The sequence below is a fragment of the Cupriavidus lacunae genome (genome assembly GCF_003353055.1).
Classification (GTDB): Bacteria; Pseudomonadota; Gammaproteobacteria; order Burkholderiales; family Burkholderiaceae; genus Cupriavidus; species Cupriavidus lacunae.
Genome location: NZ_QKWJ01000086.1, coordinates 20,037 through 32,288, shown reverse-complemented (window position 1 = coordinate 32,288; position 12,252 = coordinate 20,037). Strand labels below are relative to the sequence as shown.

General features: G+C 64.1%; 10 protein-coding genes. 6 read left to right on the top strand and 4 right to left on the bottom strand.

The window, feature by feature from the left end; genetic code table 11:
- Positions 1-240 precede the first annotated feature (240 nt).
- Complete coding sequence (locus DN412_RS35635; protein WP_115215852.1) at positions 241-990, top strand: DUF6675 family protein; 750 nt, start codon at positions 241-243, stop codon at positions 988-990.
- Between the two features lie 192 nt (positions 991-1,182).
- On the opposite strand, the gene DN412_RS43185 is transcribed toward DN412_RS35635, so the two are convergent.
- The 4 genes from DN412_RS43185 to DN412_RS43610 all read right to left on the bottom strand — a co-directional run bounded on the left by DN412_RS43185 (position 1,183) and on the right by DN412_RS43610 (position 3,212).
- A complete protein-coding gene (locus tag DN412_RS43185) occupies positions 1,183-1,473 on the bottom strand; it encodes a CBS domain-containing protein (RefSeq protein ID WP_133303129.1) in 291 nt (96 codons plus the stop codon).
- 249 nt (positions 1,474-1,722) lie between these two features.
- Complete coding sequence (locus DN412_RS35630) at positions 1,723-2,046, bottom strand: hypothetical protein (RefSeq protein ID WP_115215851.1); 324 nt, start codon at positions 2,044-2,046, stop codon at positions 1,723-1,725.
- Positions 2,040-2,243, bottom strand: a complete 204-nt coding sequence (locus DN412_RS35625; protein WP_115215850.1) for a CsbD family protein — start codon at positions 2,241-2,243, stop codon at positions 2,040-2,042. The genes DN412_RS35630 and DN412_RS35625 overlap by 7 nt, the downstream gene beginning before the upstream one ends.
- An 807-nt stretch (positions 2,244-3,050) precedes the next feature.
- Complete coding sequence (locus tag DN412_RS43610; protein WP_161564097.1) at positions 3,051-3,212, bottom strand: hypothetical protein; 162 nt, start codon at positions 3,210-3,212, stop codon at positions 3,051-3,053.
- 391 nt (positions 3,213-3,603) lie between these two features.
- On the opposite strand from DN412_RS43610, the gene DN412_RS35620 reads away from it, so the two are divergent.
- The 5 genes from DN412_RS35620 (at position 3,604) to DN412_RS35600 (ending at position 12,232) form a co-directional block, all read left to right on the top strand.
- On the top strand, positions 3,604-4,872 hold the full coding sequence (locus tag DN412_RS35620; RefSeq protein WP_167471171.1) for a glucoamylase family protein: 1,269 nt from the start codon (positions 3,604-3,606) through the stop codon (positions 4,870-4,872).
- 130 nt (positions 4,873-5,002) lie between these two features.
- Positions 5,003-9,082 carry a GH36-type glycosyl hydrolase domain-containing protein gene (locus DN412_RS35615; protein WP_115215848.1) on the top strand — a complete coding sequence of 1,360 codons (4,080 nt, stop codon included), beginning with the start codon at positions 5,003-5,005 and terminating at the stop codon, positions 9,080-9,082.
- A complete protein-coding gene (gene gnd, locus DN412_RS35610) occupies positions 9,067-10,095 on the top strand; it encodes a phosphogluconate dehydrogenase (NAD(+)-dependent, decarboxylating) (RefSeq protein WP_115215847.1) in 1,029 nt (342 codons plus the stop codon). The genes DN412_RS35615 and gnd overlap by 16 nt, the downstream gene beginning before the upstream one ends.
- Complete coding sequence (gene zwf, locus DN412_RS35605) at positions 10,095-11,486, top strand: glucose-6-phosphate dehydrogenase (protein WP_208647723.1); 1,392 nt, start codon at positions 10,095-10,097, stop codon at positions 11,484-11,486. Before gnd ends, zwf begins: the two co-directional genes overlap by 1 nt.
- Positions 11,483-12,232 (top strand): HAD family hydrolase, encoded by a 750-nt coding sequence (locus DN412_RS35600; RefSeq protein WP_115215846.1) that lies wholly within the window; start codon positions 11,483-11,485, stop codon positions 12,230-12,232. The genes zwf and DN412_RS35600 overlap by 4 nt, the downstream gene beginning before the upstream one ends.
- Positions 12,233-12,252: the final 20 nt, after the last annotated feature.

Genomic DNA, 12,252 nt, shown 5'->3' with positions numbered 1-12,252 from the left:
GTTTGCGCTGGCCTTCGCTCAGCTCAATTTTTGCCGCGATTCTCATGGGTTCTCCCTCCTTGCACAAACAGGAGACTCGCAAATCGCGATTAAGTTGCATTATTTATGACGCACTACACTAGCAGAGGGGGCACTTCGCCGCATGGACCAAGCGCCCGGCGCGACGATAGTCATAAACGCTTCTTCGACGCAGGAGACGAACGTGCTGAGTCCTCTCATGAGTTCGCCGGGCAGCCCTGCATGCCTTTGAAGCCCGGGCAAGCCGCGCTGGCGGCCATTGCCTTCGTCGTCTTGCCAGTTCTCTCCACGGCGGCTCACGATCCGGGTCCCGTTCCGCCCTGTGGGGCGGACGTATCACCGGTTTTCCCCACTCCCGAGGAATCGCCGGCGATTGCGAGTTGGCGAGCGGCAGAGATCGATAGGATCCACTGGATCCCGCCCGCTTGCACGGGATGGTCGGCTTCGTCGGGCTCCAGACTCGTTGTCGCGATCGCCGCAAGCTTTCGGTTCGAGGGCGATTTACAATCGCTCCTGGCGCGCGCAGGAGCGATTTCCGCGCTTCGCGACGCGCGCTACTGGTCGACGACTGAGCATGCATGGCGCCCGCTAGCGCTCGACGCTGCAGCGCTTTCCGACAGTGACCCGAAATCCCGGCGTCGTAATTTTGTGGCGTCCGAACTGACACGGGGCAGCCAGCACTACTATTGGATCAACGACAACCGCACCGGCTCCGTTGTCTATCGTCTGCGCGTTCTTGAGCGAGATGAGCATCGCGTGGTGCTGGCCAGGGAAAATGCTTCGCCGGTACGCGCGTTCGCGACAACTCTGTTCGAGCCTGGCATGCCGCAGACCGTCGAATTCATCGAGCGGCGCTCGGACGTCTGGACCTTCTATCGGCAGGCATTCGAACGGACCGGGAGCCCCCCGCGGCGCCCTAGCGCGAGCACGTGCACGCCGGCGCGCTTAAGTTCGCGCGCGATACCGACGTAGTAGTTGAGCTCGTACTGCGCGCGCGCCCATCAAAGAAGGTCACCCGGGTAGTAGGATCGCGCCCTCACATAGGGCACCACTTTCGCATACGGCTTCGATCGCCGCTTGCAAGTCGCTCACGGTGATCTGCACCGCCACCCGGTACATGACGCGGACCAAGCTCCAAAAAGCAGGGCGGCACAGCGAAACACATCAGTTGCCAATTTCACATGGGTTTTCTACGAAGCGCGCGACGCCATGGTCAAGAATATCGAACAGCAACTCTTTGATTTTCGTGAATATTTGTTCAGCACTCAGCGAAGTGCAGCTTTCGCAAGCGGGGAAATCAGCCCAATCAGATCCTGCGTGTTGCGGTCCAGGACCGCCAGTCGATGTACATACATGCCTCTCGTTCATGAGCGTCGCTGCTTTTTCGACTGAATCATCACCGAAACAATATAGAACCTCTGCTGACATTGCCTCGCCGACAGTCATCTGGCTCACGTTCCGACCGTCCGCGACGCCACCCATCGCAATATCACGATCGGTAAGACTCGTCTTCCTTGGCACACTGGCAAGCAGCCAATATCTTCATGCTTGAGTTGGCGTCCCGCAGAAGGCAGGGATTCCGTGGCTTGCCCCTTCTCTTCCGGATTTTGCGAACGCCTCTCCAAGCCACTTCGCTACCACCGACGGCTGGGCCGGCAATATGGTCAACGAAGTTCCCGCCCGCTCAATGCCGGATGCATTGGCTCACTCACTTCGGCGGCTGTTTCTTGCGAAAAAGAACGCGACTAGCGCGCCGGTGGCGAAGGCAATTCCGACGGCCTTCATCGGCGAGTTGACCACGCCTTGTTGGACGCCTTGCACCATATGACAAGCGCGCTCACAGACATGGTGCGCGCCATCCAGGTACATTTTGCGAAGGCGGCGAATTAACGCGCTGGCGCTTCGGGGGGGACGGTTGCCGTCAAATGCGAGCTCGTCGAGAATAAGCCCCAGGTGGGCGATCAGCGCCCTAGCTTCCTCGGCGGCTAGCGCCCTCCTCTCGCGAGCGGAGTTGAGCCCGTTTACCATTTAGTGTCACGCTCCCATGCTTTTAGCTCTTCCTCTGTTTGCTCCTTTGTATAGCCGTAGCGCTCCTGGATTTTCCCGGCGAGCTGTTCGCGTTTGCCCTCGATCTGAGTAAGGTCATCGTCGCTCAGCTTCCCCCACTGTTCCTTTACCTTCCCCTTCGCTTGCTCCCACTTGCCTTGGATTTGATCCCAATTCATGGTCAACTCCTCTTCGCGCTCATGACAATCCGTCGCCGGATACCCCTCGGCAGCATGCGGTGACGGGACACACCAGTAACCTTCGCAGGACTTTCCGAGCACACACTACCGCCGACATTCAATCCGGCTTGCCAGATGATTTGAGTAAGGCATGACGCTCTCAAGTTACATCAATCTTCAAGAGGCTAGTCGCCTGGATCAAATATAGTTCGGAAAAGAACACCTCGGCACGCTGGGTCATGTGAGTCGTACGCTGTTCGTCACATGGCGCAGGTGTCTCGCAGCCTCAAGAGAGCAAGGAGTCATCTCATTGCTGATGACGTGCAACTACGCCCGGCGTCCCACTCGGACATATCTTCGTTCGCCGCATTCCAGACTGGCAGCCTGCAAGATCCATAGCGCGAGCGCCAGCAGGCCGGCCGTGACGAGCACGAGCGCGCCGACATAGCCGCCAAGGCCCAGGTAGCGGCTGATCCACAAGCGGGGCGGGGCGCGAAACCCGATGGCACGTTCGAGCGCGCAGCGGCCCGGCCCGATCAGGTGATAGCCGGGATCCGGAGAAACGCACGGCGCCAGGCCGGACGCACAAGCGTCTCCCCTGACCTCGCTGCCCCGTGCGCCGGGGCGCTGGTCTGGCCATGCGCACCGGAAGCGGTTCGATGACGCAATATCGGAAAATCATTCCCAGAAGGTTTGCCGCCGCATTGCGCCTTCTCCATAACGCCCCCTGCTCCCGACCTCCCCGCTCAGTAGTCCACGCCGCCGGCCCGCATCCCCGCAAGCCGCTCAAAGGCCAGCACGAATGTGCTATGGCAGCGCCGCAGCTTTCTCCTTTGCATCATCATGCGCGACGAGCATGCTGACGATGGCTTGCTTGGGCTTACCATTCGAATCCACCGTCGCGCCGTCCAAATCTGCGGCGATGATCTCCCTCACCCTATTCTTTGCCCGTTCGAGGCGGATCTGCATTTGTGCTTGGTTCGTGACGGCTCCTTGATGAGACCTGACACGCATCTGCTTGTCACAATCAAAGACTAGTTGCGGGAATCTTTTCTGTCGGTACGACGACGGACAATCCGATGAATAGCCTTCGTCGCGCGTGCCGGCCGACGCCTGCTCCCCGGGCGCGGCAAGATGATGATCCGAGAAAAAAATTCTGCGGACTGTACGCCTGCGGACGGCACAGTTTGCCGGGACAAGTTATACACAACGAAACACGAACGTCCTTCGTGCAAATTGCGGCAATACAAGGCCGCACGGTTAGCCTCTAATGCATGCCGCCTCGTCCCCCAAAGCCCGGATTGGAGTAGTGCCGGCCGTGACAAATGCCAGAGTCGCCAGGTCGATCGCGGAAGTTGAAATGCTGCAGGGGTTGCAGCGGGATTCGTTTGCCTACTTCGTGAACGAGGCGAACCCGGCAAACGGCCTGGTGTTCGACAAGACACGCCTCGAGTGGCCAGCCAGCATAGCGGCCATCGGCATGGCGCTCACGGTCTACCCGATCGGCGTCGACCACCATTTCATGTCGCGCAACCACGCTGCGCAGCGCACGCTGGCAACGTTGCGCTTCCTGGCATGCTGCGAGCAGAGCACCGCGCCCAATGCCAGCGGCTACAAGGGTTTTTACTACCATTTTCTGAGCATGACGTCCGGCCGTCGGGCGTGGCTCTGCGAGTTGTCAAGTGTGGACACCGCAATCCTGATGGCGGGCATCCTGACAGCGGCTGCGTTCTTCCAGGAGGAAACCGCCGGCGAGGCCGAGATCAGGCGGCTGGCCGACATGCTTTATAGACGGGTGGACTGGCACTGGATGCTCAGAGCCAATCCGCTCTTGTGCCACGGCTGGACGCCCGAACACGGATTCCTGAAGTGGCACTGGGAAGGCTATGACGAGGCACTGATCCTGTACATCCTCGCGCTCGGCTCCCCGACGTTTCCCATCCCGGCGCACAGCTATCTGGCCTGGGCCGCGAGCTATTGCTGGAAGGCGGTCTATGGCATCGAGTATCTGTATGCCGGCCCCCTGTTCACCCATCAGCTATCCCAGGCATGGGTGGACTTTCGCGGCATCCGCGATCCGTTCATGCAGCAGCATCAATGCGACTACTTCGAGAACAGCCGCCGTGCGACCCTGGTGCAGCAGCAGTACGCGATCCGCAATCCCCTGGATTTTGAGCAATACGGAGAGTTCTGCTGGGGCACGACCGCCAGCGACGGCCCTGGCACAGTGACCCGGACGGTCAATGGCGTGAGACGCACCTTCTTCGACTACATCGCGCGCGGCGTTCCCTACGGGCCGGACGACGGCACTCTCGCGCCGTGGGCCGTTGTGGCCTCGCTACCCTTTGCCCCCGACATTGTGTTGCCGACAATCGCGCACTTCAACCGACTCCGGCTCTGTGAAGCCAATCCCTATGGCTTCAAGGCGTCGTTCAATCCAACTTTTCCCTGCGAGCCCGCCCGCGCGGCGGGATGGGTGTCGGAATATCACTTCGGCATCAATGAGGGCCCGACGATCATCATGATCGAAAACTACCAGAGCGGCCGGATTTGGGCCCTCATGCGGCAATGCCCCTATATCAAGGCCGGATTGCGTCGCGCGGCCTTCAGCGGAGGATGGCTGGACTGATGCGGCACCGGGCCCACGCATCGCTCTGGCCGCTTTCCTGCATCTTTCCGACCGCTTTCTAACAGCCCCTTTTGCAAGGGTACGTTAGCGGACCGAAACGCTTCGTCCCTTGCACTAACCTGCCCACTACATGCTGTCTGCCACGCGTCCGGGTCAAACAACGGGGCGCATCTCCATGACCAACCAGGTAGATGACGGACCTCCGTATTCCGATGCTGCGGCCCCGGTAGCCCCCGTTCCGCTGACCAAGTGCCGCAGCTTTGACGAGCCGGACACGCCGGCCCCTGCCGTGCAGCTGCTGTCCAACGGCACGTATCACGTGATGGTCAGCAGCGCAGGCGGCGGCTACAGCCGCTGGAACAGTTTCGCGCTGACCCGTTGGCGCGACGATCCAACCTGTGACAACCGAGGCAGCTTCTGCTACGTGCGCGACCTGGCCAGCGGGCATTTCTGGTCTTCCACATATCAGCCCACTCCGGGACAGGCGGACACCTGGAACGCCACCTTCCCCGAGGGCCGCGCGATCTTCCATCGCCGCGACGGCGACATCGGGACAACGACTGAAATCGCCGTCTCACCGCAGTACGACTTGGAGGTGCGCCGGCTTCACGTCACCAACCACGGGCCTGCCCGCAGAGAACTCGATCTGACCAGCTATGCCGAGATCGCGCTGACCGCCTCAGCGGAAGACGCGGATCATCCCGCCTTCAACAAGCTGTTCATCGAAACGGAAATCGACACCGGACATCAGGCGATCCTGTGTACCCGGCGGCAACGCACGCCGCACGAACCGACGCCCTGGATGTTCCACCTGCTCACCTGCGCAGCGAGCCCGGCGACCCTGGACCACCTCAGCTATGAAACCGATCGCGCGCGTTTCATCGGGCGCACCCGCGACGCCGCGAATCCTGTTGCGATGCATGGGAATGCACCGTTATCCGGCAGCGCCGGGCCCGTGCTTGACCCGGTCGCCGCAATACGCTGCCGGATCGCTCCGGGTCCAGGGGAGACCATCGTCGTCGATCTGATCAGCGGTGTCGCGGCAACTCGCCAGGCATGCATGGCGCTGCTCGCCAGAGGCCGGGAGCCGCAGTTCGGGGACGCAGCCCTCGCCGCGGCCCCAAGCTATAGCCGCGATATCCTGAACCGGCTCCATGCCAGCGAAACCGACGCCCGCTTCCACCTGCGCCTGGCCGCATCACTGATCTACGCCGATGGCTCGCTGCGCGCCGCGCCGGACATCCTCGCCAGCAACCGCCTGGGCCAGTCCGACCTGTGGGGCTATGCGATCTCCGGCGACCTGCCGGTCTTGCTGCTGCGGCTGCCGGACCTTCGGGACCTCGCGCTGGCGCGCAGGCTTGTCGATGCGCATAGCTACTGGCGGCTTCACGGCCTGGCGACCGACCTCGTCATCGTCGGCGAGGACCGTGATGGTCGCGCGCCTTTGCTGCAGCAGATTGCGGCGATTGCCCGTGCCCACGGTGGCCCCGACGCACTCGGCCAGCCCGGCGGCATCTTCGTGCTGCCGTCCGGGGCGATCGACGATGAACACATGATTCTGCTGCAAACGGTCGCCCGTGTCGTAATCGACGATAGTGACGCGAACGACGGCGCCTGGGCCGGTCGGATCGCGCAAGTCGAGGCCTCCGCCCCGGCGCACAAAGCCGCCTTGGCAACAAGTTCAGGCCGCGAAGCCGGCCCCACGGCCAGCGCTCGCAACAAGCCACCATGGCAAAGCCCACACTTCCGCGACGGGCGGCTCTTCGCCAACGGGCTGGGCGGCTTCACCCGCAACGGGCGCGAGTATGCGATCACGGTGGACAGCGCGAGCCCCACGCCCATGCCATGGGTCAACGTGTTGGCGAACCCGACGTTTGGCAGTCTGGTCACGGAAAGTGGAAGCGCCACCACCTGGTGCGAGAACGCACAGGAGTTTCGCCTCACGCCATGGTCGAACGACCCGGTGGGTGACGCTAATACCGAGGCTTATTACCTGCGCGACGAGGAAAACGGCCGCTTCTGGTCTGCCACGCTGCTGCCGGGCGGCGGTGAAACGCCATATGAAACGCGGCACGGCATGGGCTACAGCGTCTTCAGCCACAGCGAGCACGGCATCGAATCCGAGCTGTGTGTCTTCGTTGCGCATGACGCACCGGTCAAGTTCGCTTGCCTGACAGTGCGCAATCGGTCGGGTCGGGCGCGCCGCCTCTCCGTCACCGGCTACCTGGAATGGGTGCTCGGTGATCTACGCGAGAAAACACGCATGCACGTCGTCACCAGCCTCGCACCTGACGGCGGAGCGCTGCTGGCCCGCAATGCCTACAACACGGACTTTGCCGGACGCACGGCCTTCTTCGATGCCGACGGCATCGAAGAACGGTCCTTCTGCGGCGACCGCAGGGCCTTTCTTGGCCGCAACGGATCGCTGCGACATCCCGCGGCGATGTCCGAACCGACGCTCTCTGGCGCGTTGGGTGCAGGGCTCGACCCTTGCGCCGCGATCCGCATCGGGTTCGGGCTGGCCCACGGGCAGGCTCACCAGGTTGTCTTCCGCCTCGGCGCCGGGCGAGATACCGGTGATGCCCTCGCGCTGATCGCGCGCCTGCGCGGCGCCCCGCAAGCGCGCCGCGCACTGGCCGCGGCCAGGCGCCACTGGAGGCATACACTTGGCGCCGTACAAGTCCGAACCCCGGACCGGGCGCTCGATGTGCTCACCAACGGCTGGCTGATGTACCAGGTCCTGGCCAGCCGGCTATGGGGGCGTACCGCGTTCTATCAGTCTAGCGGGGCCTTTGGCTTCCGGGACCAGTTGCAGGACGCGATGGCCCTGGTCCACACCCGGCCCGACCTGCTGCGCGAACACCTGTTGCGCAGCGCCTTACGCCAGTTCCCCGAGGGGGATGTCCAGCACTGGTGGCACCCGCCGACGGGACGCGGAATACGCACGCGCTGCTCGGATGACTACCTGTGGCTGCCGTTGGCGACATGTCGCTACGTGGAGGCTACCGGCGACGCTGGCGTGCTCGACGAATCCATTTCATTTCTCGAGGGCAGCGCACTGAAGGACGGCCAGGATTCCAGCTACGAGCTGCCGCGGCAAGCGGGGGAAGCAGGCAGCCTGTACCAGCACTGCGTGCGGTCCATCGAGCATGGCCTGCGCTTCGGCGCGCACGGCCTGCCGCTGATGGGCGCCGGGGACTGGAACGATGGCATGAACCTCGTCGGCGTGGGCGGCAAGGGCGAGAGCGTCTGGCTGGGCTTCTTCCTGTGCGCGGTGCTGACGCGCTTCAGCGAGCTCGCGCTGCGGCACGATGACCCCGCGTTCTCCCGCCGCTGCCTTGACGAATCCACCCGCCTGAGCGGTGCCATCGAGCGCTGTGCCTGGGACGGCGACTGGTATCGGCGCGCCTGGTTCGACGACGGCTCGCCGCTGGGGTCGGCGGAAAACACGGAATGCCGCATCGATTCGATCCCGCAGAGCTGGGCAGTGCTGTCCGGGGCCGCCGACCCGCACCGCGCCCGCCAGGCGATGGATGCCGTCGACCGGCACCTGGTGCGGCGCGATGCGGGGCTGATCGAGCTGCTGGCCCCTGCCTTTGAGCGCTTCGCGCCCAATCCGGGCTACATCCAGGGCTACCCGCGCGGCGTTCGCGAGAACGGCGGGCAGTACACCCATGCGGCGGTCTGGGTTGCCATGGCATTCGCTGCGCTGGGCGATGCCGGCCGGGCCTGGCAGCTTTGCGAAATGCTCAATCCGATCCGTCACGCCGCCTCGGCCGGTGCCATCGCGATTTATCGGACAGAGCCCTACGTGCTCGCGTCTGACGTTTATGCCTGCGCGCCGCACGATGGCCGCGGAGGCTGGACGTGGTACACGGGTGCGGCCGGGTGGATGTATCAGTTCATCGTGGAATCGCTTCTGGGCCTGCGACTCGTTTCCGGCCATCTGCATGTGACGCCATGCGTACCGGCTGCATGGACCTCGTTCGAAGTGGACTACCGTTTTGGCGAGACACCTTATCGCATCACCGTCCTTCCGAACGGCACCGACGGCCGCCCGGGACTGACCATCGATGGCACCGAACGGCAGGAACCGGCAATTCCTCTGGTGGACGACGGCAAGCCGCATGTGGTGGTGGTCTGTATTCCGCGTGACGGCGGCCGCAATCTGCCCTTGAACATAGGAGACCCAAGATGCAGCTCGGCATGATTGGACTGGGGCGCATGGGCGCCAGCATGGCGCAGCGCCTGGCGGAGCACGGCCACGTATGCGTGGTGTATGACCTGCGGGCGGAGGCGATCGATGCTGCTCTGCGTCCCGGCATCGTCGGCGCATCGTCCCTGGAGGCGCTGGTGGCCACCCTGCACAAGCCCCGTGCAATCTGGCTGATGGTGCCCGCCGGTGTCGTCGATGACGACCTTGCGCTGCTGGCCCCGCTTCTCGAACCCGGCGACATCCTCATCGACGGCGGCAACTCCTGCTACCGCGACGACATCCGGCGTGGCGCCGAACTGAAAGCGCGACAGGTTCATTACGTGGACGTCGGCACCAGCGGCGGCGTGGCCGGGCTCGGGCGCGGCTACTGCCTGATGATCGGCGGCGACAAGGAGGTGGTGCGCCATCTCGACCCGATCTTCACCGCGCTGGCCCCGGGCGCGGATGCGGCGGCGCCCACCACCGGCCATCAGACGCCGGACAGCACGGCGGAACAGGGCTATCTGCATTGCGGCCAGCATGGCGCCGGGCACTTCGTCAAGATGGTCCACAACGGCATCGAGTACGGCATCATGGGTGCCTATGCGGAAGGGCTGAACATCCTGCACAACGCCGACATCGGCAAGCGCGCAAGCAGCACGGATGCCGAGACCACGCCATTGCGCAACCCGGCCGACTATCAGTACGAACTGGACCTGCCCGAGATCGCCGAACTCTGGCGCCATGGCAGCGTGATACGCTCCTGGCTGCTCGATCTCACCGCCATGGCCCTGCGGGCAGACCCGGAACTCGCGGGATTCAAGGGCAGCGTGGCGGACTCGGGCGAAGGCCGCTGGACGCTTGCCGCCGCGCTGGACGAGGCCGTACCGGCGCCGATCCTGAGCGCCGCGGTCTTTGAGCGCTTCAGCTCTCGCGGGGATGCAGATTTTGCCAACAAGTTGCTGTCAGCCATGCGCTATGGCTTCGGCGGCCATGTCGAGAAGACAGGCAAAACGGGGGGCGAGTAATGGTGACGACCGCCCGTTCCGACGCCTTCGTTTTCTTCGGCGCCACCGGCGACCTGGCCTACAGGCAGATCTTCCCGGCGCTGCAGGCCCTGACCCGGCAGGGGCATCTCGAGCTTCCTGTCATCGGCGTGGCGCGCTCCGGCTGGAGCCTCGACCAGTTCCGCGAACGCGCGCGCGATAGCCTGGCGCAACACGGCACGGTGGATGCCGCCACCTTCGACCGCCTGGCCGCGCGGCTGCGCTACATCAGCGGCGACTACCACGACGGCAGCACCTATGAACAATTGCGCCGCGCGCTGGGCAGTGCCAGCCGGCCGCTGCACTACCTTGCAATCCCGCCAGGCATGTTCGAGCCTGTTACACGAGGCCTGGCCGCATCGTCCTGCGCGGCAGGCGCGCGGGTCATCGTCGAGAAGCCTTTCGGGCGCGACCTGGCTTCGGCACAGGGGCTCGACCGCACGCTGCTCGCCCGCTTTGCCGAAGACGCGATCTTCCGCATCGATCACTATCTTGGCAAGGAAGCGGTCGAGAACCTGCTCTATTTCCGCTTTGCCAACACATTCCTCGAACCCGTCTGGCATCGCGGCCACGTGGCCAATGTGCAGTTCACCATGGCAGAGGCATTCGGCGTGCAAGGGCGCGGCGCCTTCTACGACGAGGTGGGCACGATCCGCGACGTCGTACAGAATCACCTCTTGCAGATGCTGGCGCTGCTAACCATGGAACCGCCGCTGGACGGTGGCCCCGATGCGATTCGCGACGAGAAGCTGCGCGTACTGAGGGCCGTGCGCCCGGTCGCGCCGGCCGAAGCGGTCCGCGGCCAGTTCCGCGGATATCGCGAGGTGGCCGGCGTCAGGGCTGACTCGCAGGTGGAGACTTTTGCGGCGCTGCGCCTGCATGTGGACAATGCGCGGTGGCGCGGCGTTCCTTTCTATATCCGGGCAGGCAAGTGCCTGCCGGTCACCTGTACTGAGGTGACGGTCGAGCTCAAGCCGCCCTCGCCTGCCATCTTCGATATCCCTGGCGACGGCCAGTCGAACTACTTCCGCTTCCGGCTCAGCCCCGATGTGGCGATCACGATCGGCGCGCGGACCAAGGTTCCCGGCGAGCCGATGGGCGGCACGGCGACGGCACTGGTCGCACGCTGCCACGCCGGCAGCGAAATGACACCCTATGAACGCCTGCTTGGCGACGCGCTGCGGGGCGACGCCGCCTTGTTCACACGCGGCGACACGATTGAGGCGGCCTGGCGTGTCGTGGACCCGATCCTCAATGACGCCGTGCCGGTCACCCCCTACGAACCGGCCACCTGGGGGCCGCCGTCAGCCAGCCATCTCCTGGCTGCGGGCAACCGGTGGCACGACCCCGCACCACAGGAGGTGCTGCCATGACGAGCCAGGTCAACCCGGTTTTCCTGCTTGACTGCGACAACACGCTGTTCGACAACGACCGCCTGCACAACGATCTGCAGGCAGAACTCGACTACATCTTCGGCACGGCCGGCCGCGATCGCTACTGGCAGATTTTCGAGGCCCTGCGCACCGAGCTGGGCTATGCCGACTACCTGGGCGCGGTGCAGCGCCTGCGCTTCGAGGCTGCCAACGATATGGGCGTGCTTCGCCTGTCGGCGTTCCTGCTGGACTACCCGTTTGCCGCCCGGCTGTATCCGGCGGCCCTCGAGGTGGTCGCGCATCTGGATGCGTGGGGGAGCACGGTCCTGCTGACCGATGGCGACGTGGTGTTCCAGCCGCGCAAGCTCAAGCGCTCCGGCTTGTGGCAGGCAGTCGGCGGCCGGGTCCTGATCTATGTGCACAAGGAAACGATGCTGAACGACATTGAGCAGCGCCATCCGGCACAGCACTACGTGTTGGTTGATGACAAGCCGCGCATCCTGGCCGCCATGAAGCGCGCATGGAAGGACCGCCTCACCACCATCTTCCCGCGCCAGGGCCACTATGCCAATGACCGGCATGCGCCGGATGCCTTAGATGCAACGCCCGCGCCTGACCTGACGATCGAGCGCATTGGCGACCTGCTCCACTACCGCTTGCCTGCGCTGCAGGATGCCGCCCGGGCGGGCCCCGCCAGAGCCGCGCCTGCAAAGGGCGAATCCTGCGGAGGTCGAGATCATGCATGAGCAGAAATCCTCATTTCCGA